Consider the following 24727-nt stretch of genomic DNA (forward strand, 5'->3'; position numbering starts at 1 on the left):
TGCTATGAAAATCAGGATAAAAGGAAATTCAATTCGATATAGATTAACCAAGACAGAGGTAGAAACCTTTTGCAAAACAGGCTTGTTCAAGGAAACCACAGATTTTGGAAATTCTGTGTTCACCTACGTGCTAAAAGCAAAAAAAGGTATTGATACGTTGGAGGCTTCTTTTGAGGAAAATACCATAACGCTATACCTCTCAGACAAGGAACAGCCTGATTGGGCAACATCAGAAAAGGTTGGTTTCAATGGCACTATGGATCTACCCAATGGACAACAACTCTCATTGCTCTTGGAAAAAGATTTTGTATGCTTGGATGAGACCGTTGAGGACCAATCGGACAATTATCCAAACCCAAGAGACAGCAATGCATGCTAGGTCTTTACGTTTAAAATTGAGAAAATAGGCTTATAATGGAAAAAACTGCTCAATATCCTGTTTTCCCTCAATCAAATCCAAAATGGTGGTGTTTTCAAGCACGTTGATAAATTTAGATTTGTTGGAGCCTACAAGTTTGTGAAGTACGCAAGGATTGTTCATATCACAATCCCTGATGCCCAAGACACATGAATTAACACGTTTTTCCCCATCAATGACCTTAACAATGTCCATAAGGGTATGCTTCCGGTCACCCTCACTCAAATAAAACCCTCCCCGTGGCCCCCTAGTGGAAGAAATAATACCATGGCGGGACAGTTCTTGCAGCAGTTTAGCCAAATAGGCTTCGGGAACATGCACCACCTCAAAAATATCCCTGACCATGATTTTATGGTCTTCATTGGAGTTCAACGCTAAATAGAGTACCCCTTTTATGGCATATTTGGATGAATTGGAAAGCATTTCTTTTAAATGTCCAACAAAGATTAAAAGACATTCTTATCCTTTTTATGATTTATATCATGTTATAGGTCTACACCACTATATACTTTTGAAACGAAATTTTAACCATTTATCACATGAAAGCAATAGTAAAAAGTATAACTCTGCTCTTCGCCCTTATTATGATCGGCTGCGGTGGAAAGAAAGAGGAAAAAAAAGAGGATGGCTTTAGTGTAGAACGAAAGAAAGCCCAAACGGAACAGCCTGCTGAGACGAATACCTCAAATCAAATCACGGCTTCTGAGCGCGTTGATATGACCACCAAGGGAGTCGGCCCCATCACATCTGTTGATTTGGCTTCCGAAATTGACCAAACCATGGCAGCCAATGGAAAAGAGGTCTATGACCAAATGTGTTTGGCTTGCCATAGAATCGGCAAAAAATTCATTGGGCCACCACCAAACGGGATTTTGGAAAGAAGGACCCCGGAATGGGTAATGAACATGATTTTGAACCCACAAGAAATGGTCCAACAAGATGCTTTGGCAAAAGACCTGCTCCAAGAGTTTAACGGATCACCCATGTCCAATCAAGGGTTGACCGAAGATCAAGCTCGAGCTATTCTCGAATACTTTAGAACCTTAAAATAAATTGTATGACATCCACCATCAAACTTAGTATGATAGGGCTGTTTACACTGCTGATGATTCTATGCAGCTGTAAAAAAGGGCCTCAAAACGAAACAAAGGACTCAGGTCAAAACGAATCTGCTGTTACCTCAGAGTACACTGAAGGACAGGCATTTATTGAAGATGACGAATCCACTCCCAATGTTTTACAGATTGCCATTGGATCACCGGACCACAGCACTTTGGTCGCTGCCGTGCAGGCCGCTCAATTGGAAAATGTTTTGGTAAATGCCGGGCCTTTAATGGTTTTTGCGCCTACCAATGATGCCTTTGACGCTCTGCCCGATGGTACTGTGGAAGACTTGTTGAAGCCCGAAAATAAAGATGCCCTGGCTAACATTCTAAAGTATCATGTAACCCCAGGTAACTATTCCAAGGAATTTTTGAGAAACTTCAAAAAGTTGGGGCAGGCCAATGATCAAAGCGTACCCGTGGAAGTGAAGGGTGATGATGTCTTCGTAGGAGGTGCTAAAATAATTGCCAGTGTACCCGCTGGGAATGGTATTGTCCATGTTGTGGATAAAGTCATCCTACCCCCTACTCAATAACAAATACAACTAAAACGAATAAATCCTAATGCAATGAAAATCTATAATCATTTACTGATGTCCGTAGGAGCAGCACTGATGCTGGTTTCCTGTGGTCAACAAAATCAAAGCTCAAACGGGGCGCTGTCATCCAGTGCCGCCGAAAAAGTGTATGTTGCCCCAGGGGAACAAGACGAATACTATGCCTTTTTATCTGGAGGATACAGTGGTAACCTTACCGTTTACGGATTACCATCTGGACGAATGTTCAAGGAGATTCCGGTATTCTCCCAATTCCCTACCTCTGGGTATGGCTATTCTGAAGAAACCAAGCCCATGCTTACTACGTCTCATGGATTTGTACCTTGGGACGATGCCCACCACCCGGATATTTCCCAGACCAATGGAGAATTGGATGGACGCTGGATATTTATCAATGGTAACAACACCCCAAGGATTGCACGTATCAACCTAAGTACTTTTGAAACGGAAGAAATCATTGAAGTGCCCAACAGTGCCGGTAACCACAGTTCCTCTTTCATTACAGAAAATACCGAATATGTGGTGGCAGGGACACGTTTCTCCGTACCCATCCCACAAAGGGACATGCCCATAAATGAATACAAGAGTAATTTTAAAGGGTCGCTTTCATTTATCAGTGTAGATCCAGAACATGGGCACTTGGATTTAAAGTTCCAGTTGTTGATGCCTGGATTTAATTATGATCTTTCACACCCTGGAAGAGGTAAATCCCATGGGTGGTTCTTCTTTACCACATATAATACAGAGGAAGCACACACGTTACAAGAGGTCAACGCCTCCCAAAACGACAAGGATTTTATCGCTGCGGTAAACTGGAAGAAAATCGAGGAATATGTAAACAATGGAGGTGGTACCAAAATGCCTGCCAATTATGCGCACAATGTGTATGATGAAAGCACCCATATGGCAACAACAACCGTGAAAAAAGAGGTGTTGACTGTTGACCCATTGCAAGTTCCCGGTGCGGTTTACTTTCTACCTACTCCAAAATCACCTCATGGCTGTGATGTAGACCCCACTGGACAATACATTATTGGAAACGGTAAACTGTCCGCCGACTTGACGGTTCACTCATTTGATAAAATGATCGCTGCCATTGAAGGGGAAAAATTTGATGGCGAGGCTTACGGTATTCCAATCCTTAAGTTTGAGGACGTTTTGGCCGGGCAGGTTAAAAGTGGCGGATTGGGCCCACTCCACACCGAGTTTGACGGAAAAGGAAACGCCTACACTACCTTTTTTATCTCTTCTGAAGTGGTAAAATGGCAGCTGGGTACCTGGGAGGTCATCGACAGAAAACCTACTTACTATTCCGTTGGTCACTTGATGATTCCCGGTGGTAACTCAAGAAAGCCTTTTGGTAAATATGTTGTGGCTATGAACAAGATTACTAAGGACCGTTATTTGCCCACAGGCCCCGAGATGGAGCACTCCGCACAGATTTATGACATTTCTGGGGATAAAATGGAACTGATCTATGACTTTCCAACGCATGGTGAACCTCACTATGCTGCAGGTTGCCCCGCTGAGCTATTGGCTCCAAAATCACAGAAAATCTATCGTTTGGATGAGAACAAGCACCCTTATGCTGTAACCTCACCCACTGGTTCTAAAGTTGTACGTGATGGAAACGAGGTGCATGTGTATATGTCCACCATCCGAAGCCACTTTACCCCGGATAATATTGAGGGCATTAAAGTGGGCGACAAGGTATATTTCCATATCACCAACCATGAGCAGGATTTTGATGTGCCGCACGGCTTTTCCATCTTGGGACAAAATACCTCCGAACTTTTGATCATGCCTGGACAGACCAAGACCTCAGTTTGGGAGCCTAAACAAGTTGGGGTATGGCCGTTCTATTGTACCGATTTCTGCTCTGCCTTACACCAAGAAATGCAGGGCTACGTTAGGGTTTCCCCGGCCAATTCCAATATAGACCTTAGTTGGTCACTTGGTGAGTAATTCGGATTGATTCACCATTAACTAAAGCGGGCTGCGTCCATGACCTGCCCGCTTTTCTTACAAATCAGAGTAGCATCAACCCACTAAACCACACTCAGTTTGTAACTTTTTAAAATCAAGAAAAATGAAAAAGGCTGGTATTTTAATGATTGTTGGCCCACTCTTCTTATTGGGATTGTATATTTTTCCACTTTGGAACATTATGCTGGGGGCACCTCAATATCCCGACCCTCTAGGACTGAACATCCATATCAATGGTCTTAAAGGTGTCAATGAATTTGATATACAAAATATTGATGGTCTCAACCACTATATTGGAATGCATACGCTTCCCAAGGTAGATGATATGTGGGAATTTGGTACTTTCCCAACAGTCATAGGAATTATGGTTGCTCTAGGCGTATTGATTGGTATTTTGGGCTATTTGGACAAGGTAAGCTACAAATGGTTCTTCGGATGGTTTATCTTGATGTCCATCTTGGGCATATTGGGTATGTACGATTTCAATGAATGGTTGGTGGACTATGGTACCAATCTAGATCCAAATGCCATCATGAAATTAACCAACCCCGATGGAACACCAATGACCTATAAACCCCCATTATTGGGCCATGTGAAAATGCTGAACTTTGATGTTACCTCCTTACCCGCCTCGGGAGCTTGGTTCATGTTTGTAGGTATGATGCTCACCTTGGCTGCTGGCTTTTTGGGTTGGAAAAATGCTAAAAAACAATAATTCATATAACGATGAAACCGTTTAAAATACTTCTATTTACTGCTTTTTGTTTGACCATCAGCTGCTCTGTAGGCCCAAAGCCCATTGATTATGGCCATGTAGGCTGTCACTTTTGCAGTATGACCATTGTGGACAAACAACATGCCGCACAATTGGTCACCCAAAAAGGTAAAGTCTATAATTTTGATGCCATTGAGTGCATGATGAACCATTTGAAAGATGAGGACGAATCTACCATGTCCCTATTCTTGGTGAATGATTTTGACCAACCCGGGGTCTTGGTGGATGCAACAAAGACCACCTACTTGATCAGTGAGAACATCCCCAGTCCAATGGGCGAATACCTAAGTGCCTTTTCCACTAAAGATGCTGCCACAAAAACAATGAGCGAGCATGGTGGCGAACTTTTTACATGGGCGGAAATTAATAACCGATTTAAACCTTAAACATGAGCATGATTTCAGATTTGGAACCGATAAAATGCACCGGACTTTTAGCAGACAATTATGTGGGACACCTAGCCTATATAGCCAACAACGAACCACATGTGGTACCATCAACCTATTTTTTTGATGAGGAACACAAGTGTATTCTGTGTTTTGCATCCAATGGGCATCGAATAAATGCCCTCAGAAAATACAACAAGGTTTCTTTTCAAGTTGATAGCGTCGAGTCGTTTCGCTATTGGCAATCGGTACAAGTACATGGCACTTTTGAAGAGCTAACTGGAGATTATGCCAAACTATGTCTAAAACGTTTTGCAGATGGCGTACAGCGAACCATAGACCATAAAAATGCTGAACGCCCCCATTTTTTAAGTCATTTTTCCGGTAAGTTGCAAGAAACAGAAATGCCCGTGGTATATCGTATTGCAGTAACGAAAATAACAGGGAAGTCGGTAGAGGATTTCACATAAATTAAATAAAAAAGAAATTATGACTCTTGGCATAGAATTCAGTGCTTGAAACGGAGGTAGATTATGAGATTGGATGTACAACATATAAAATATATACTAGGGTTCGCTTTTTTGATGGGCTTTCAAATAGGTTCAGCAAACACTTGGACCGTTTGTGGTACCTGCGAAAACACTTCCATAAAGAAAACTATTGATCGCGCCGCTCCCCACGACACCCTTTTGATTGAAAAAGGCACCTACAAAGAATTTGAAATACTGGTGGAAAAACCTTTGGTCATCAAGGGCATCGGTTATCCCATTGTGGATGGTGAAAAGAAAGGGGAAATCTTCAGGGTCACATCAGATAATGTTACCTTGGATGGGCTGTTCGTCATCAATGTAGGGGTAAGCTATACCAAAGACAATGCGGCCATACGAATAGTACAGAGCAAAAATTTCAGTATCCAAAATATGGTGCTGGAACAATTGTTCTTCGGCATTTATTTGGAAAAATCATCCCATGGCAAAGTGTACCACAATAGAATTATTGGTGATGCCGTGGACGAATACAATTCGGGCAATGGCATCCAACTTTGGTATTCTTCGGATGTGGAAGTGCGCAAAAACCATGTGCAAGGCACCCGGGACGGCATCTACTTGGAGTTCTCTGACCGAATTACCATTACCGATAATGTAAGTATGGACAATCTTCGATATGGGCTCCACTTTATGTTTTCAAACAATGATGTCTATTCCAATAACACCTTTGAAAATAACGGGGCCGGGGTTGCGGTCATGTTTTCCAAGTTCATCACCATGAAAAACAACACATTCCGCAAGAATTGGGGCACTGCGGCCTATGGCATGCTTCTCAAAGAAATCAACGATGCCGAGATTGTTGGGAATACATTTGAGGAAAACACCATCGGCATTAATATAGAAGGATCTAACCGGATCAATTACACCAATAATGATTTTATTGGCAATGGTTGGGCTATACGAGTGGTTGGAGCTTGTTACACCAACAGTTTTAAAGGCAACAATTTCTTGTACAATTCTTTTGACATCTCCTATAACAGCAAATTGAACGACAATGTGTTTGAAGGAAACTTCTGGAGCAGTTATACGGGTTATGATTTGGACAAAGACGGCTTTGGCGATGTACCCTACAGACCCGTAAAACTATTTTCCTACGTAGTGAATCGTACTCCAGAAACAATTGTCCTATTGCGCAGTCTGTTCATGGATATTATTGACTTCTCTGAACGAGTCTCACCTGTATTCACACCTGACAATTTAAAAGATGCCCAACCCTTAATGAAAATACGACCATGACCATCGAAATAAACAATCTTCATAAAAAATTTGGAAAAAACCAAGTGTTGAAAGGGGTAGACCTAACCATTGATGAGGGTCGTATCTATGCTATCCTTGGTCCTAATGGCTCGGGCAAGACCACCTTGATCAAGAGTATTCTGGGCATGGTGATTCCAAATAAGGGACAGATTTCGGTTTTGGAGGAACCCATAAAAAAAGGGTGGAAATACCGCAAAAAAATCGATTACCTCCCCCAAATCGCCAATTTTCCTCCCAACATAAAAGTCAAGGAATTGATTCACATGATCAAAGACCTCAGGAACAGTCCCAGCGAAGAGGAAGAACTGATCAAATTATTCGGACTGGAACCCTTTCTGAAGAAAAAATTGTCTACCCTTTCGGGGGGCACCAAACAAAAAGTGAACATTGTATTGACCTTTATGTTCGACAGCCCACTGATTATTCTTGATGAGCCCACAACAGGCTTGGACCCCAAAGCATTAATTCGTTTAAAAGAACTAATTCAAAAAGAAAAAGCACAGGGGAAGACCATTTTAATCACCTCACACATTATGCAGTTTGTGGAAGAAACAGCCGATGAAATTGTATATCTTCTGGAAGGGGAAATTTATTTCAAGGGCAGTATCGCCAAATTATTGGAACAGACCGAGCAGACCAATTTTGAACACGCCATTGCGGCCATAACAACGGGTAGTCATGCTTAAAATATTGAAATACAGTTTTTACGACCTGATACGCAGCCGCTGGAGCTACGTTTATTTTTTGTTTTACCTCGCCCTAGGATTTGTTTTGTTGTTCCTAAACAACGATGTCTCCAAGGCTGTAATCACCTTAATGAACGTCATCATTGTGCTGGTTCCACTGATTGGGACCATATTTGGCGTGATGTACTACTACAATTCCCGGGAATTTACCGAGCTGTTATTGGCACAACCCATTAAACGCAGTTCCATTTTCTTGGGTCAATATTTTGGTGTGTCAGGTTCCTTGACGTTAAGTTTGGTATTGGGACTAGGAATTCCATTTGTGTTATACGGGCTGTTACGGAGCAATGCCATTTTTGATTTTACCCTGCTCTTGGTCACCGGGGCTTTCTTGACTTTTATTTTTGTGGGACTGTCCTTCGTTATTGCCATATCCAACGAAAATAAGATCAAGGGTTTCGGCTATGCCGTTTTGTTATGGCTCTTCTTGGCGGTAGTTTATGATGGATTGTTCTTGATGTCCCTGATTATGTTTGAGGAGTATCCACTGGATACCTTTTCCTTGGTGGCCACTGCATTAAACCCAATTGACCTTTCCCGCATTCTGATTCTACTCAAATTGGATATTTCTGCCTTATTGGGATATACCGGTGCCATTTTCAAAAAGTTCTTTGGTACGGATTTAGGCTTTGTTATTTCCTTGACCATTCTATTACTTTGGACGATTTTGCCCATTCTTGGATTGCAGTACAAAGCAAAAAGAAAAGATTTCTAAAATGGGGATCGCACAGTTAGTATGAAAGGAAGTCAACACCCACAACACCTTAGCATTGCGGTAATGTATTTTGTCATTGCCGCTGTATTGGGCCTGTTGCTCCGCTTCTACCCCATTTTCGGCTTTAATTTCAATTATAGGTATATAGTCCACGCCCATTCGCATATCGCCCTTTTGGGTTGGGTGTATGTGGCTTTAACTACACTGCTCCATTATTGCTTTGTGGACAAGAAGGCATCTAACAAAAAATACAGGTTCATCTTTTGGGGTACACAAGGAACTTTGGTGGGAATGTTGCTCACGTTCCCGTTTCAAGGATATGCACTGTTTTCGATAATATTTTCCACCTTGTTTTTGGTTGCATCCTATGTTTACGTGTACCATTTTTGGAACAACATCGACTCAAAGTTAAAACAGAGCCAAAGTCTAAAGTGCATAAAAGCTGCACTTGTATATATGGTAATCTCCAGTTTGGGGCCTTGGGCGTTGGGAGTTATTATGAGTACTTTGGGAGCCCAATCCATTTGGTACCGTTTGTCCATCTACTTTTATTTACATTTTCAGTATAACGGTTGGATGCTATTGGCCTTGCTTGGACTGTTTCTGTATGTTTTGGAACAACTAAATTTTTCAATTCCCAAAAGAAAGTTCGACCGCTTTTTTACAGCCATCAATATAGGCATTGTCCTTACCTTTTTTCTTTCAACACTGTGGACGGAACCACCCACAGAATTGTACCTTCTCGGAGGATTTGGAGCCATTACTCAAATTTATGCCTTGGTAGCCTTGTGGATATTCATCAAGAAGAAGGTTGCCAAATTGGAGTTTTCAAAAATTCAAAATTTATTGCTCTGGACAGTTATTGTCCTTACCAGCATAAAAATACTGTTACAACTCATCTCAGCGCTACCCTATTTTGCTCAAATGGCCAGCACGTATCTTGACTTAACAATCGGCTATCTGCATTTAACTTTCTTGGGGGTCATTAGCTTTGGGCTTTTCTTTTTTATGGACTACTTTGGTTTACTTCAGATATCGAAGAAATCCTACCTACTGTATTTTTTGGGTTTCATGCTTACCGAATGCCTAATTTTTTACAAAGGCTTGGCGGCTTGGCAACAATGGGCCATTTTTAGTGGGCATACGTCATTATTGGCCATTTGTTCCCTTTTGATTCTTTTTAGCCTACTCCTCTTGTTGATGCAAAACTTGAGCAAATACAAAAAACATAAACGTTTTAACTCAATAGGAGAGTAATCTTTGATTTATTCAGAAAATAATAAAGGACATTTTTATCCTATTTAATTTTTTAATACTACCTTTGTACTGTAATTAAATTTTTATAATGTTTTCAAAAGCCTGTGAATACGGTATTCGAGCAGCAGTCTATGTTGCACTGCAATCTTTGGAAGGAAGACGTGTGAGCGTTATTGAAATTGCCGAAGAGATAGACTCCCCTATTGCTTTCACAGCAAAAATATTACAACAGCTTTCAAAAAATGATATAATAAATTCGGTAAAAGGACCTACAGGGGGCTTTGAAATTGAACGGGAGGACATGGATGCTGTAAAATTGAGCAAAATCGTAAAAGCCATAGATGGAGATAACATTTACGTGGGTTGTGGATTGGGACTCAGGGAATGCAATGCGGATAAACCCTGTCCCCTTCACGACAAGTTTGTCGATATAAGAACTGATCTAAGAACAATGTTACAAAATACAAGCTTATTTGAGCTTGCTACTGGCTTGGAGGTAGGTTTGACCTATTTGAAACGGTAAAAAAATTTAAATCAATAAAGGACATTTTTGTCCGAATTATAAAATTAGCAATCATGAACGATACCATGGAAAAAACAATTGGGCAAATGGTAGCAGAAGACTACCGAACCGCTCAAGTCTTTAAAGCACATAAAATAGATTTTTGCTGTAAAGGCAATCGCACGCTCCTTGAAGTTGCCGAGAAAAAAGGACTTGATTTGGAAATACTGCTACAAGAACTTGATGCAGTGCAGCACAACAAAACAGAGGATGAATCGGATTTTAAGAACTGGCCCTTGGATCTATTAATCGATTATATCGAAAAAAAACACCATCGTTATGTAGAACAACAAATCCCCATCTTAAAACAATACCTCAACAAGTTATGCAAGGTACATGGCAACAAACACCCTGAATTGTTTGAGATTCTTGAACATTTCAGTGCTTCTGCTGGGGAATTGGCCAAGCATATGAAAAAGGAGGAGCTTGTGCTCTTCCCCATGATCCGTAAAATGGTCGGTTCAACACAGGATAAAAAAGCTTTGGGTCGCCCCCAATTCGGCACTATTAAAAATCCCATCCAAACGATGATGGAAGAGCACGATAATGAGGGGGAACGGTTCCGTAAAATTGCTGCTTTGAGCAGCGATTATACGCCACCCGCAGACGCCTGTAATACCTATCGGGTTGCTTTTTCACTCCTTCAGGAATTTGAGGAAGACCTTCATAGGCACATCCACCTAGAGAACAATATTCTATTCCCAAAAGCTGAAATCCTGGAAAAAAGACTGTTGAACAACTAAAATTTATATGCCCAAGACCTATTAAGAAATACAACAAGTATCATAAAAAACAGCGTACCATGAAACATTCAACAACAATCCCAATGACCCATTCTAGAACGGAACACAAATCAAGTGCATTAAAAAACTTATACAAATGGTTGTTCTTTGAATTTAAAAAAAATCGACTCGGTTATTCAACTATAGCCATAATTGGGCAGAGCTGCCTGGGTTCTGCTGCAGCCATGGTTCTATTAATGGGAACGATGGATATGGCTCTAAAGATGACATTGCTCTTTTTTGTCACCATCTTCTGCATGGCTTTTAATGGAGCTGTACTGGCTCAATTAAAACCTGCAACCACTTTTAACATTCTGATTCTAAGTGTTCTTTTCAGCACTTTGGTCATTTTGGCCCATCTTATTTAATTTTAACGGAATGGTTCACTCTGTCTGAACCATAGTACCAGAACCTTTACCGAATTGGTGTTCCCCGTAATTTTTTAAAGGAATCATAGGTTTGGTCCACCTTTTCTTTAGGGGTGGTCTCAAACTCCTTTTCAGTGACTTTGTAATAAGACTGTAAACTATCCAATTTTTTGTGCATTGAGGCTATGATGTCTTCATATCGCTCATCATTAATATCATTGTGAATTTCTTGTGGATCCTTTTGAAGGTCGTAGAATTCCCATTCATCTATATCATCATAAAAATGGATGAGTTTATATCTATCTGTTCTAACACCATATTGCCTTTTGACCATGTGGAAGGCCGGAAAATCGTAATAGTGATAATAGACCGCGTCTTTGAAATCTTCCTGTGTGCCATCTAAAAGTCCTTTGAAGGATGCTCCCTGCATATCAACAGCATACTCTTGTCCTCCAGCCAAATCCAGAAAGGTGGGGGCAAAATCCAAATTTTGGACCATGGCGTCAATAGTGGTATTGGGCTCAATTACACCAGGCAACTGCATCAAAAGCGGCATTTTCATAGATTCCTCGTACATAAAACGCTTATCGAACCAACCATGTTCTCCTAAATAAAATCCTTGGTCAGAAGTATACACCACCAAAGTGTTTTCATCCAGTCCCGTTTCCTCCAAATAGTCCAAAATTTTACCCACGCTCTCATCCACAGCCTTTACTGTAGCCAAATATTCATGCAAATACCGCTGTCCTTTCCATTTCGCTAATTCTTCTCCATGTAAATTGGCTTCGTAAAAGGCATTGTTCTTTGGTAAATAGGCCTCATCCCAAATTTTTCGTTGTTCAGGGGTCATGCGATCAAAATCCGTGGTCCACGGATTGTGCGCCAAATCTGTGCTTCCGTAACCGTCACTCATTTTCAGGTCGTGGCCTTCATACATATCCTTATAAATGGTCTGCTGTTGTTCCACGGAAGCCCTCTGGTTCTCAAATTCTGGAAAATAAGTGTCTGGTAAAGGAAAAGTAATGGAATCATAAATATTCAAATGACGCAATGCGGGCATCCAATTTCGATGGGGAGCTTTATGATGTACCATCATATAAAAAGGTTTTTGGTCACTATCCCTTTGTTTTAACCATTTCAAACTCTTGTCCGTAATCAAGTCTGTGGCATACCCTTCCACCACAGTGGTATCCTCTCCTTGGATAAATTCGGGATTGTAATAGTTTCCTTGATCGTTCAGAATGTCCCAATAATCGAACCCAGTAGGTTCTCCGTGCAAATGCCATTTACCGACAATGGCGGTTTCGTAACCCAACTTTTTTAAATGTTTTGGCAAGGTCGGTTGACTATTATCAAACCGTTCCCCGTTCATCCGAAATCCATTAATGTGACTGTGTTTTCCTGTAAGGATGACCGCTCTGCTGGGGCCGCAAATGGAATTCGTGCAAAAGTTGTTCTGAAAAATGGCTCCATTTTGAGCAATTCGGTCAATATTTGGTGTGGGTGCCAATTGGCTCAATTCATGGCCGTAAGCACTAATAGCCTGAAAAGCATGGTCGTCCGACATAATAAAAATGATGTTCGGAGGACTTTGGGCAACTTTTTCCTTGGGCTTCTCTTCCTGTTTGCACGAAACAATAAGAAATAATCCAAGAAGTGTTAATCCTATGCGCATGATATTTATTTTAGGGTAAATGTTTCTGATAGATCAGCATCGGAATTGGTTCCAACAAAAATTTCAAACTCCCCTGGTTCTGAAACAAATTCCAGCTGGGCATTGTAGAATTTTAAATCGTCTGGAGATAAGGTAATGGTCACTTCTTTACGCTCCCCTTTCTTAAACATGATTTTTTGAAAACCTTTTAATTGACGTTTTGGCGGTGTGATACTTCTGACCACATCCCTCAAATACAATTGCACCACTTCTTCCCCATCATAATCACCCGTATTGGTAATAGTAACAGTGGCAGAAACAGCCTCCCCTTGACCAATAGATTTCTTATCCAATCTAAGATTGGAATAGTCAAAGGTGGTATAACTCAACCCATAACCAAAAGGAAATAAAGGGGTGTTGGGTGCATCCAAATAATTAGATCTAAACTTTTGAAAATCGCCGTTCCCAGGAGCTGGCCTACCCGTAACTTTAGCACTATGGTAAATAGGTATTTGCCCAACATTTCTTGGCCATGTAGCGGTTAGTTTTCCTGAGGGATTGTAATCTCCAAACACAACATCGGCAATGGCATTACCCGCTTCAACTCCGGGATGCCATACCTGCAGAATGGATACCGGCATGTCAAATTCCTCGGGGATGGTCAATGGCCTGCCGCTCATCAATACCAGGGCAACCGGTTTTCCCGTATCCACCAATGCCCTAATCAATTTCTTTTGACTCTCGGGAATGGAAATATCAGTTCTACTTGCAGCTTCCCCACTCATTTCGGTGGCCTCACCAACCACAGCGACCACTACATCCGAAGTCTTGGCCAATTCCACGGCTTCTTTCAGCATAACCGCTGGAGAACGTTCATCAATTTCAATTCGAGGACCAAATACGTTCACACGCTTGGCAAATTCGGCATCATCTGAAATGTTGGCTCCTTTCGCATATTGAATGGAAGCATTAGGCGCTACATTTTTGAAACCTTCTTTGACGGTCACTGCCAAGTTAAAATCACCCGTGGGTGCCCAAGTTCCCAACATATTTTTCCTGCTATCGGCCAAGGGACCAATCAAAGCAATCTTTCCCTGCTTTTTCAAGGGAAGTATGGTGTTATGATTTTTGAGCAGCACAAAGGAGTGAGCAGCCAATTTGCGTGACAATGCCCTATTCTCTTCGGTCAAAATATCCTTTTCTGGACGTTCGGAATCCAAATACCTATAAGGATCATCAAACAATCCGGAGATATATTTGGCTTCCAAGACATGTCGACAAGCATTGGTGATTTCCGCTTCAGTGATTTTGCCGTCATCCAATGACTTTTTTAAGGTGGTCAAAAAACCTTCACCCACCATATCCATATCCAAACCAGCTTTTAGTGCTAATGCCGATACCGCTTGAAGGTCTCCCAGCCCGTGGGCGATCATTTCATTGAGGGATGTATAATCCGAAACCACAAAACCATCAAAACCCCATTGCGTGCGGAGCAAATCCGTAAGCAACCATTTGTTCCCCGTTGCCGGTACGCCATCCACATCGTTAAAGGAAGCCATCACACTGGCAGCACCTGCATCAATGGCTGCTTTATATGGTTGCATATATTGGTTGAACATTTTAATCTTACTCATATCCACTGAGTGATAATCACGACCTGCTTCTGCCGCTCCGTACAATGCAAAGTGTTTTACACAGGCCAACATGGTATGAGAAGCAGCTAAATCATCGCCTTGATATCCTTTTACCATGGCCTCTGCTATTTTGGAACCCAGATACGGATCTTCTCCCGCTCCCTCAGAGATACGCCCCCAACGAGGGTCTCGGGAAATATCCACCATTGGGGAAAAATTCCAATTAATTCCATCTGCAGTGGCTTCTTTTGCAGCCATTTGAGCGGCTTGCTTTACCAAATCCATGTCCCAACTCGAAGACAATCCCAGTGGGATTGGATAGGTGGTCTTGTAGCCATGGATAACATCGGAACCAATCAACAAAGGAATACCCAAACGGCTTTGCTCTACAGCCATTTCTTGAGCCACTCTAACTTTGTCTGGTCCAGTCACACCAAAGAGACCACCAACCTGTCCAGCCTTAATCTTGACTTCTACATTTTCACTGACCACAGATCCTGTGGCCACTCCCCCACCCGGGGTCAACAAATTCAACTGACCTATTTTTTCTTCCAAGGTCATTTTATCAAGTAATTCCTCAACTTTGGGAATGCTCTGCTGGGCATTCGCCACAAAAAAGGAAAAAGCTATAATGCTGTAAAAAATATTTTTAATGTTCATAATCAGATATTTGTTTATTCTGATTTTACAATGGCTGTCCGCTCCGAAATACCATTGGTATTGAATGCTTCAATCTGAAAATAGTAGGTGTCCGTGCGGTCCATTCCTGAAAAGTAATACTCATTGACGCCATACACCATAATGCTTCCGTAAAGCTTGTCCTCAGATTTCCCAAAATAAATGACATAGCCATCGGCGAGATCATTGGCCTTCCATTTGATCCAGGAGTTTCGTCGTTCCCCAAACTTGTCGGGGTTATTACGCAAAACGATAAAGTCCTCCACTGGATTGGGTTTTTCCCCTCTTCCCTTGCCAAACACCCGAAAACCGCTCAAGGCAAATTTTCCTGTCGGCATTTTGATGTTTTCCAGTTTTAAAAATCGTGCGTTTGCCGGTTTTTCCAATTCAATATAGTCATGGGGCACATCGGTTTTGTTAGTACTTTTGTCCACCAAAACAGTCCACTTTTTACCATCATTTGAGCCATAAATTTTGTATTGGTGATACACTCCTGACGATTTCCCCAGAAACTCGGCATCTTGGTCGGCATAATTAATCTGAATGGCATTTATGGTGGAAACTTCTCCCAAATCGGTTTGGAACCATTCCCCTTTGTCACCTGTTTTGGCACTCCAATAGGTACGCATATCCTCATCCACGGCAAAATTGGGTTTATACCCTCCAAGCGTAGAGGAAACCTGAACGGGTTTGTTATAATTCAACAGCATCCAACCCGCAAAAAGTCCTTTGATGTGATTGGCATTTTCTTTGGGCAGATAGGTAGGGTAATCCCCGTAAGCCGTATTGGAATATAGTATATCGTCTTGATCAAAACCTGCTGGCCAAATCCCAATCCTGCGCTCAAAACTATTTTTCTGATTTAAAATGATGGTGGATACATGCCACCAATTGCCGTACACATCTTGATAGGTTGCTCCGTGACCTGCCCCGCGTGCAAATCCACCCGGCTTGTATGAAAACGGATTATGTTTTTGGTATGAAAATCCATCCAAGGGGCTGTCACTGACATAAACACCGTCTCCATACCCGCTGAACTCTGTGCCTGGTGCTCCATATTGGAGGTAATATTTGTTGTTGTATTTGGTGACCCACGCCCCTTCCATAAAGGGCTGTAAAAATGTATTATCATTATGTTCCCCGAAGCGCTCCCAACCATGGTCCTCTGGAACCAGACTGATCAAGGGTTTTACATAGCCCTCGGATTGCAAGGTCTTGGTATTGATTTCCGTGCCCAAGAGCGGATAAACATTGCTGGAACCCCAGTACATGTAGAGTTTATCTTTTTCCTCTTCATACAAAAAGCCAGGATCCCATGCACCCGCTTTTAACGAATCTACGGCTATCTCCCAATTATCTCTGGTAGGATCTTTACTCTTCCACATTGAAAATGCAGGACCGTGCGTAGAGCCTATGAGATACAGTTCATCCTTCATGACAAAGGCAGCAGGAGCACACAATTCATCATAGACCTTGTTGCGTTCCCGCAAAAACTTACGGGGGATAAACTTCCAATCCACCATATCATTACTCCACCAATACCCCCATTGATTCGTGGAAAACAAAAAATAGTTTCCCTTGAAAGTCACTATTACTGGATCTGCCGTTGCCCTATGCTTGCCTTGGGTGGCAAAATTGGGAATGGGAGTGTATCCATAATCAATGTTAATGGGATTGCAATAGGTTTTCTGTTGGGCATTTGTACTTCCCCAGCAACACAAAAAGAGGACTATAAGGAGTATGAAATTATTTTTTTGGTAAGGTTTCATAGATCAGGGCATTGCTTTTTGATGCGAAAACAGCCACGGCAATAAATCAGGTTCGGCGAAGGCAGGGTCCCAACTGTTATGATTGGCAAAATCGTATACCGTAAACTTTGGGTAAGCCCCTGCGCTTAAAAGTGCGGATACCATTTCCATGGATTGTAGTGGATTCACCACATTGTCCTGTGCACCATGAAATACCCACAGCGGTATTTTTTTGGCATAAGCGGATACGGAATCAGGGGCTCCTCCCCCACAAATTGGAATTGCAGCTGCAAACGTATCTGGCTTTCTACTCAACAATTCAAAAGTCCCCATGCCCCCCATGGACAATCCCATCAGGTACACTTGATTGTCATTAGTATAGGGTTGCTGAATAGTGGTTTGAAGTAAATCCATCACCATTTCCAAAGGTTTGGTAGGACCTCCTGCGTAATTAAAGTTCAATTTTATGGGATAGGTACTTCGGTTCACATCCACATTGGACCAATAACTATTGGTTGGACACTGTGGAAAAATAACGATTGCCGGATATCGCTCTTGCAGATAATCCGTGGCAAACAACTTACCGCCATGTGTCAATTGCTTCTCATTATCGCTTCCTCGTTCTCCAGCTCCATGTAGAAAAAGCACAACTGGATAATTCCCATCTTCCTGAAAATTCTTGGGATACATTATCCTATACTTTAGCGTATCGTTGCCATCAATATGCATTTTTGCTTCATATTTTGATTGCCATTGTGCGGAAACCAAGGAGCAAGCAAGAAATACTAAAACGAAGGTCAGTTGTTTTTTCATATCAAAATCCAAGTTTGGTCAAACCGGCCTGTACATCTTCGTTTGCCATAAACAGATTCCAAAGCAACCCAGTTCGGTAGTTTTCAATCATAATAATCTGAGGACCTTGGTCTATGGCCAAGTACGCTTCGGCCACCCAATAATTATTTTGCGGACTAAAGGCATCATAAAATCCGGCTGGGCCCAATAATTCCTCTTTATTTTTATAAAAATAATGCATTGCGGCCAACGATTCGTCAGGAGTGTACGGAATTGAGCTTATGGCAGCCGTAGGTGATATAACCCCGGTATCATTTGATGGACTATGGGCATTATATCCTATACTGCCATCATTATTTCTAGAGTAGCTCGCCGTTAAGCCCCAACAGTCTTCACCATAATCCAAATAATTGTTGGGATTGTCTACACAGTACGCATAGTTGATCTTGGAATGATTCACATTCACATCCCAATAATCCACATAATCATCGGACAGGTTTCTTGGATCTAGTCCCAAATAGGAATAGTGTGCCCAAAACAAAGGGCCACCAAACTGTTCTGATCCATTATGCTTAACCAAAAGTGGATATCCGTATTGGGTATTGGCCGAGACTATACTACCATCTGAAGCCCAACCGCTAGTATAAACTTCCTTTGATATACCATAATCAGGAGAAGCTGCGGCCATAATGTAGGTGATTAATACCTCGTTATATCCCCTCAGTTGAAAATTGATATCGAATCCAAAGTTTGGACTCCAATGCCAATACAGCACGTTTTGGCCTTGGGTGTACCAGTCCCATTCAACACCTTTCCAGAGATCATCTGCTTGTTGTGCCAGTGTTTGTTCTGATGCACTTCCACTCTTAAAATATTCTTTTACACATATAAGGCCTTGAGCCAAAAACGCCGTCTCGACCAGATCACCTCCATTATCCATTGCGCTGAATGGAATCACAGACCCATTGGCGCCATTGATCCAGTGCGACCATGCCCCATGAAACCGGTCTGCATTCTCCAGAAAATCCAAAAGCGTAGTCAATCGTTCCATACCTTGTTCCCTACTGATAAAACCTCTCTCAATTCCAACTAAAATGGCCATCAGTCCAAAACCCGTACCGCCTGAGGTCACCACTTGGGCATCCCGACCAGGGTCATTTGGATGGTATCGTTCCCTGGCCCCTCCTGAATTTTCTTCGGCATAATCCCAAAAATATTTAAAGGTTTCTTCCTGGGTCAGGTCCATGAGTTCTTCATCAGTAATGGTCTGTTCCTCCTCCTCCTCAACGGGAACCTCATCATCCGTAGGCAATTCTGATAGCCCTGTAGGTCCTTTACCATCATCAGAGCATGAAAGCAAGAAAAGTGTGCAAAGCAAAAAATATACAACTATGTTTTTTACCATGTTATTCTTGGGTTTTAAAGCCTAGCTTTTCCAATCCTTTTTGTACATCTATATTAGCCATGAACAATTTCCACAACAAACCACTCCTGTAATTTTCAATCATTACAGGAATTGGACCTTGATCTATGGCCAAATATCTGGGCAAATACCAGTTGTCTTCCAAACTAAATGCATCATACGGACCGTATTCCCCAACCAAACTATCCTGCTCGGTGTACATAAACCGTAAAAACTGCATACTTTCTTTTGGTGTATACGGCATGGATGACAGGGCTGCGGTGGGTGAAATCACTCCTAAATCCATCCCTGGACGGTGACCGGCATATCCTTTTATGGAATAGCTCGATGTTAGTCCCCAGCAATCTTCCCCATATCCTTTATAGCCTTTTGGATTGTCCACGGCGTATTTATACTGAATCATAGCGTGATTGGTGTTCAATTTCCAATAATCCGCGTATTGGTCTTTAAGGTTTTTTGGATTGAGCCCCAAATAGGAATAATGCGCCCAAAACAAGGGACCAACAGGTGCATTATCATGCTCATAATGATTCAATTCGGTTTCCAAACCATAATAGGTGGTGTCTTGTGCTATTTTGCCATCCAAGGCCCAGCCCTTTTCATACACACTTTTTTTGATGGAATGGGTTGGCGATGCAGCTGCAAGGACGTACATAATCAGGCATTCGTTATACCCTCCCACAGGGAAATTCATTTCCCATTTGTATTCTGGGCTCCAGTGCCAATACAGCACATCTTCCCCATTCTTGGTATACCAGTCCCACTCAACACCTTCCCAGAGCTGCTGGATTTTATCCGCTAGCTTTTGTTCACGTTCATTGCCATCTTTGAAGTACTCCTTTACAGCCAAAAGTCCCTGTACGAGAAATGCAGTCTCCACCAAATCACCTCCATTATCCTTTTTACTGAAGGGAGTCACTTTTCCTGATGGCAACAGCCAATGGGGCCATGCACCATGAAAACGGTCTGCTTTTTCCAAATAATCCACAATTTTCTCATAGCGCTCCAACGCTTGTTGACGTGTGATGAACTTCCGTTCCACACCAACCAAGATAGCCATGAGTCCAAATCCAGATCCACCTGTGGTAATGATATCTTTATCGTGATTGGGATAAACATTGTCCATATGAAAACGTTCCCGCGCCAAACCAGAAATGGGCTCCGCTCCCTCCCAAAAATAGTTGAAGGTTTGGTACTGAACCGAATCCAACAATGCTTCATCAGAATATGTTTTCTTAGCTGGAGTATTATCCGCTACACTTTTGTCCTTTTTAGTTTTTTGGCCATTGCATCCCATAACCAAGGATGCAACAGCCAAAGCAATTGAAATTAAAATTAACCGCATATAAATCAACTAACTCAAAAAACTTAACTTTTTGATTTTTATTAATCATTCATTATTTCTTGTATTTCCTCTTGGGTCAATGCCTTATCGAACAGGTAAAGCTCATCCATGAAACTTGAGTCTGATAGATGCCCCCATCCAATAAAATTGGGCGCTCCTGAACCAATGGAAAGTATGGAACAGTTTTCCCAACTAATGGTCTTACCCGTCATATCCCCCATGTTGGCCACAGGTTCTCCATTGAAATAGATCAGTGTTGCAGTTTCGGTCACTGTAAAGGCTACATGTACCCATTCTCCTGCGGTAACGTCGATGACCTCCCCATCATTCCACACATCTCCGGCATCACTTCCTACATGAAGTTTTATGCGTTGTGATGCAGCATCTCCTTCTCTAAACAATCGGAAACCAGCACTTAAATCATTATCGCTCCCATTCATGGGTGGGCTAACTGTAAGTAGTCCTGCCCTATCAGGGTTTCCATCCACTTTGTACCAGAAAGCAGCACTGAACTGATTGTTGAACAATCCATCGATAGGGAATGTGAGATAAGAATCTGCTGCGCCTGCGTAGGCGTCGCTTCCCACACTACTTTCCCCAGCAAATCCTGGAGTTCCTTCCACAGTGGGTTCTGAGTTGCTATTGGCCTCTGTATAGGCACCGTCAAATGGCATATATAAGGTTGAACCGTAGTTTGGTATGGTTACCGTACCGCCTGCAACCGCTGCTACTTCTTCAGGCGTAAGTGCCTTATTGAAGAAACGAAGGCCATCTATGGTGCTATTATCCGATAGGTGATCCCAATAACTGAATGTTGGGCCTCCGGAACCAATGGTGAAGGTTTCGCAACCTGTCCAGTCGATAGGTGCAGACATGGCAGAGGAAAGCACTTCGGTACCATTAAAGTAAATGGTGTTTTTATCACTGGCTATGGTAAAGGCGATATGCACCCATTCCCCGGCGGTAACATCAATGATATCACCATCGTTCCAGCTTTCACCAGCTCCTGTTCCTACATTGAGTTTGATCCGTTGTTCATTGGCATCACCTTCCCGGAAGAGCCTGAACCCTTGGAAACGGTCCACTTCATCGTCGCCAATGACAATAATTCCAGCCCGTGTAGGCTCTGCATCCACCTTATACCAGAAGGCTCCGCTGAATTCGGGAGTAAGCAGTGATGCGTTAGCTGGATATTCAATATAAGAATCCGTTGCTCCAGCATAGGCTTGGTCACCTACCTGACTTTCATCTGTAAATCCGGGTGCACCTACTTCACTGGCTGCCCTACTTCCCACCAAGTCAATATAGTCGCCATCAAAAGGCATATAGAATGACTCTCCAGGATACTGTGGCATATACGGATTCAATGAATTCAACATAATTTGTATGTCTACATCGGTCAATGCCTTATTGAAGATTCGGAGTTCATCTATTTCACTATAATCCGATAAATGATCCCAGTAATCAAAAGTAGGACCACCTGAACCAATGGTCAAAACTTCACAGCCTGTCCAATCGATTGGTGCTATTAAATCTGAAGACAACATCTCGATCCCATTAAAGTAGATAGTGGTCTTGGTTTGGGAAATGGACATGGTCACGTGGACCCATTCTCCGGCGGCAACATCGATGACACCGCCATCATTCCAGCTTTCGCCAGCTCCAGTACCGACATTTAATTTTATCCGTTGTTCATCACCATTTCCTTCCCTGAACAATCTAAAGCCTTGGAAACGGTCTTCGGCATCATCGCCAACTACCAATATTCCGGCTCTGTCCGGCACAGCATTTACCTTATACCAAAATGCGGCACTGAATTCCGGGGTTTTTAGTCCATCCATGGGAAAATTGAGGTAGGAATCTTGTGCTCCAACGTAGGCATCGGAGCCCACGTATCCATCTCCATTGAATCCTGGCGAGCCTACTTCCTCTGGCTGTTGAAAGCTAATAAGATCCATAAATTGCCCATCAAAAGGCATATACATTACCTCCCCATCAAACATGGCCTCATAAGGTGGCGACTTGGTGAAATTGACTTCCTCAGTAGAAGTTTTGCCCTCAAGGTCTGAAGCTGTAACAGTTAGTATGTGGTCGCCATCACCCAAATTATCATAGGAGAACTCTTTGAGTACGATACGATAATCTGTGAAGGAGTTAAAATTGGCAATTTGCGTGCCATTCAACATGACCTTAACATCCTTTACCTCGATATCATCCGTGACCTCAATGTCAATATCCAGGCTAGTCACTTCTTCAAAAACTTGGATTTGCGTCCCTTCTGTAGGGTAATTTATGGTAATCTGAGGCGCGGTTTCATCGGCTCCTGCAGCTATTTCGGTAATAGAATCTATACCTTCATTACAGGAGACGACCAACAGTACCATCAAGAACAATATGGGTTTAACTATATATTTCATCTTTCGTAGTTTTTTGTTTAATCGTTAGTTGTTACTTCCCCCTAAGCTTGGCAATGCATCTATTTGTGCTTGTGGATAAGGCAGCAACTGCTTATCAGAAGAGAATGTTCTTCCGTCGTAACTCAATTCAGAGAAGTTGTCCAAACGAATCATATCGTAATAGCGGATGCCCCACTCCAAGGCAAGTTCCGCAAATTTTTCGTCCATAACCTGATCAGAGGTTACACCTGACAAACCGGTCATGCCCGCACGGGTTCTAACCATATTCACAGCTTGATCTGCTGTCATTCCAGTACCACTGGCCCCTCTGGTCAAGGCTTCGGCATACATCAATAATATCTCGGCATAGCGGATAACAATCATGTTTTTTCCACCTCCATAGTTATTGCGACCACTGGTAATCTGAACAGATGGTAAATAGTGCTTCCCGCTGGCAAACAATGCCCTTGCATAATCATTAATGATATCACCATCCCGTGTAGTGTTGCTGACAAAGGAGGGCAGAGTGGCGTAGTTGGGGTCTGCTTGTAATTCAGCAATGCCACGATCAGTCCACAATACGCTGGTTTCCAATCTTACGGTTTCATTTCTATCCAACATAAATTTGATGAACTTCATGCTGGGCTCATAAAAACCCCATCCATCTGAAGCATTTTCCCTTGCAGGTGTCCAACCTTGTGGGCCAAAAGGAGCATATAAATGGTAAAAAGTGTCTCCTGTACTGGAACCGTAATCGGAAAATTGCATTTCCAACAAACTTTCATCGCTTAACTCACCTGGTTTTTTGAACAGACTATAAAAATCAGGGTAAAGCATAAACTTGTTTGAATTGATAACGGCACCACAGGCATCGGCAACTGCTTGATAGTTCTCCATTTCCAAATTGGCCATGGCTTTTAAGGCATAAGCAGTGTAGCGTGTCACTCCACCTGGTATATCCTCACGCTCATTGGGCCTCAAATTAGGCAACAGTGGAATTGCTTCGTCCATCTGATCGGACACGAACTGCATAACCTCATCTTTGAGTGCCGCTCCATCTGCAATCTCGGTGTCGGGTTGAGTGGTCTGAATGATGAACACATCTCCCCAGACTCTAGCTAGATTAAAGTGCAACCATGCCCTTAAGACCTTAATTTCGGCAATGTATTGATTTGCGGCATCTTGACCACTTTCATCGGCAAAACCCTTAAAATTTTCTATAAGCTCTATTTCTGTATTTAGGCCTACAATGTCGCCGTAGTGGATATTCCACAAGGAATTGTACATCCAATAGCCCTGGTCGTACACAAAATTGTCAGTATCGGCAAAAGGTTGTTGATCGCCAAGCCCCCCTGCATTCACATCATCCCCCCGGACTGAGAGCAATAAGGGTTCTTCCCATCCCCTAGTGGCAAAAATATTGTAGGATCCCACCAAGGCCTGTACCATATCTTCAGTTGCCGTATAATCCAAATCATCTGCATTGAGCTGACCTTCAATGTTCTCAAACTTGTCACTGCAAGATTGGATGAAAAACATCGCAATCAATACAAACATCCATTTGTAAATTGGGTTCATTTTATTTTTCATTTCAATT

At 42.3% G+C, this 24727-nt stretch carries 23 protein-coding genes; 14 read left to right on the plus strand and 9 right to left on the minus strand.

What is annotated here, in order from left to right; genetic code table 11:
- Positions 1-4: 4 nt before the first annotated feature.
- On the plus strand, positions 5-379 hold the full coding sequence (locus tag J0X14_RS15695) for a DUF7009 family protein (protein WP_207098759.1): 375 nt from the start codon (positions 5-7) through the stop codon (positions 377-379).
- A 30-nt stretch (positions 380-409) separates the two neighbouring features.
- Here J0X14_RS15695 and J0X14_RS15700 read toward each other — a convergent pair whose 3' ends face one another.
- Complete coding sequence (locus J0X14_RS15700; RefSeq protein WP_207098760.1) at positions 410-841, minus strand: RrF2 family transcriptional regulator; 432 nt, start codon at positions 839-841, stop codon at positions 410-412.
- Positions 842-957: 116 nt separating this feature from the next.
- Between J0X14_RS15700 and J0X14_RS15705 the strand changes: the two genes are divergently transcribed.
- The 13 genes from J0X14_RS15705 (at position 958) to J0X14_RS15765 (ending at position 11460) form a co-directional block, all read left to right on the plus strand.
- Positions 958-1470, plus strand: coding sequence for a c-type cytochrome (locus J0X14_RS15705; protein WP_207098761.1), 513 nt, complete (start codon positions 958-960; stop codon positions 1468-1470).
- Between the two features lie 5 nt (positions 1471-1475).
- Positions 1476-2057, plus strand: a complete 582-nt coding sequence (locus J0X14_RS15710; protein ID WP_207098762.1) for a fasciclin domain-containing protein — start codon at positions 1476-1478, stop codon at positions 2055-2057.
- A 33-nt stretch (positions 2058-2090) separates the two neighbouring features.
- Positions 2091-4043 (plus strand): Sec-dependent nitrous-oxide reductase, encoded by a 1953-nt coding sequence (nosZ, locus tag J0X14_RS15715; protein ID WP_207098763.1) that lies wholly within the window; start codon positions 2091-2093, stop codon positions 4041-4043.
- Between the two features lie 124 nt (positions 4044-4167).
- Positions 4168-4779 (plus strand): hypothetical protein, encoded by a 612-nt coding sequence (locus J0X14_RS15720; RefSeq protein WP_207098764.1) that lies wholly within the window; start codon positions 4168-4170, stop codon positions 4777-4779.
- 11 nt (positions 4780-4790) lie between these two features.
- On the plus strand, positions 4791-5225 hold the full coding sequence (locus J0X14_RS15725; RefSeq protein ID WP_207098765.1) for a nitrous oxide reductase accessory protein NosL: 435 nt from the start codon (positions 4791-4793) through the stop codon (positions 5223-5225).
- 2 nt (positions 5226-5227) lie between these two features.
- Positions 5228-5695 (plus strand): pyridoxamine 5'-phosphate oxidase family protein, encoded by a 468-nt coding sequence (locus J0X14_RS15730; RefSeq protein WP_207098766.1) that lies wholly within the window; start codon positions 5228-5230, stop codon positions 5693-5695.
- Between the two features lie 114 nt (positions 5696-5809).
- Positions 5810-7009 carry a nitrous oxide reductase family maturation protein NosD gene (locus J0X14_RS15735; RefSeq protein ID WP_207098800.1) on the plus strand — a complete coding sequence of 400 codons (1200 nt, stop codon included), beginning with the start codon at positions 5810-5812 and terminating at the stop codon, positions 7007-7009.
- Positions 7006-7716: an ABC transporter ATP-binding protein gene (locus J0X14_RS15740; RefSeq protein ID WP_207098767.1), complete on the plus strand. Its 711-nt coding sequence runs from the start codon at positions 7006-7008 to the stop codon at positions 7714-7716. Before J0X14_RS15735 ends, J0X14_RS15740 begins: the two co-directional genes overlap by 4 nt.
- Positions 7709-8491 carry an ABC transporter permease gene (locus J0X14_RS15745; protein ID WP_207098768.1) on the plus strand — a complete coding sequence of 261 codons (783 nt, stop codon included), beginning with the start codon at positions 7709-7711 and terminating at the stop codon, positions 8489-8491. Before J0X14_RS15740 ends, J0X14_RS15745 begins: the two co-directional genes overlap by 8 nt.
- Positions 8492-8512: 21 nt before the next feature.
- Positions 8513-9748 carry a hypothetical protein gene (locus tag J0X14_RS15750; RefSeq protein ID WP_207098769.1) on the plus strand — a complete coding sequence of 412 codons (1236 nt, stop codon included), beginning with the start codon at positions 8513-8515 and terminating at the stop codon, positions 9746-9748.
- A gap of 88 nt (positions 9749-9836) precedes the next feature.
- Positions 9837-10271 carry an RrF2 family transcriptional regulator gene (locus J0X14_RS15755; protein WP_207098770.1) on the plus strand — a complete coding sequence of 145 codons (435 nt, stop codon included), beginning with the start codon at positions 9837-9839 and terminating at the stop codon, positions 10269-10271.
- 53 nt (positions 10272-10324) lie between these two features.
- Entirely contained in the window at positions 10325-11053 is a 729-nt protein-coding gene (gene ric / locus J0X14_RS15760; RefSeq protein WP_207098771.1) for an iron-sulfur cluster repair di-iron protein, read from the plus strand.
- 59 nt (positions 11054-11112) lie between these two features.
- Positions 11113-11460 carry a hypothetical protein gene (locus tag J0X14_RS15765; RefSeq protein ID WP_207098772.1) on the plus strand — a complete coding sequence of 116 codons (348 nt, stop codon included), beginning with the start codon at positions 11113-11115 and terminating at the stop codon, positions 11458-11460.
- A 46-nt stretch (positions 11461-11506) separates the two neighbouring features.
- Here the strand turns inward: J0X14_RS15765 and J0X14_RS15770 are convergent, their stop codons facing one another.
- The 8 genes from J0X14_RS15770 to J0X14_RS15805 are packed head-to-tail and all read right to left on the minus strand — an operon-like array spanning position 11507 to position 24720.
- Positions 11507-13135, minus strand: coding sequence for a sulfatase (locus J0X14_RS15770; RefSeq protein WP_207098773.1), 1629 nt, complete (start codon positions 13133-13135; stop codon positions 11507-11509).
- A gap of 5 nt (positions 13136-13140) precedes the next feature.
- Positions 13141-15408: a beta-glucosidase BglX gene (gene bglX / locus J0X14_RS15775; protein ID WP_207098774.1), complete on the minus strand. Its 2268-nt coding sequence runs from the start codon at positions 15406-15408 to the stop codon at positions 13141-13143.
- A 14-nt stretch (positions 15409-15422) separates the two neighbouring features.
- Entirely contained in the window at positions 15423-17195 is a 1773-nt protein-coding gene (locus tag J0X14_RS15780; protein WP_207098775.1) for a discoidin domain-containing protein, read from the minus strand.
- A 3-nt stretch (positions 17196-17198) separates the two neighbouring features.
- The gene (locus tag J0X14_RS15785) at positions 17199-17987 is read right to left on the minus strand and encodes a prolyl oligopeptidase family serine peptidase (RefSeq protein WP_207098776.1); all 789 of its coding nucleotides are present in this window, start codon (positions 17985-17987) and stop codon (positions 17199-17201) included.
- A gap of 1 nt (position 17988) precedes the next feature.
- Positions 17989-19371 (minus strand): glucoamylase family protein, encoded by a 1383-nt coding sequence (locus J0X14_RS15790; protein ID WP_207098777.1) that lies wholly within the window; start codon positions 19369-19371, stop codon positions 17989-17991.
- Between the two features lies 1 nt (position 19372).
- Positions 19373-20734, minus strand: a complete 1362-nt coding sequence (locus J0X14_RS15795) for a glucoamylase family protein (RefSeq protein ID WP_036383688.1) — start codon at positions 20732-20734, stop codon at positions 19373-19375.
- A 41-nt stretch (positions 20735-20775) separates the two neighbouring features.
- Positions 20776-23151, minus strand: a complete 2376-nt coding sequence (locus J0X14_RS15800) for a LamG-like jellyroll fold domain-containing protein (protein ID WP_207098778.1) — start codon at positions 23149-23151, stop codon at positions 20776-20778.
- Between the two features lie 24 nt (positions 23152-23175).
- On the minus strand, positions 23176-24720 hold the full coding sequence (locus J0X14_RS15805) for a RagB/SusD family nutrient uptake outer membrane protein (protein WP_207098779.1): 1545 nt from the start codon (positions 24718-24720) through the stop codon (positions 23176-23178).
- Positions 24721-24727 lie beyond the last annotated feature (7 nt).

The organism is Allomuricauda sp. CAU 1633 (genome assembly GCF_017313225.1).
Classification (GTDB): Bacteria; Bacteroidota; Bacteroidia; order Flavobacteriales; family Flavobacteriaceae; genus Flagellimonas.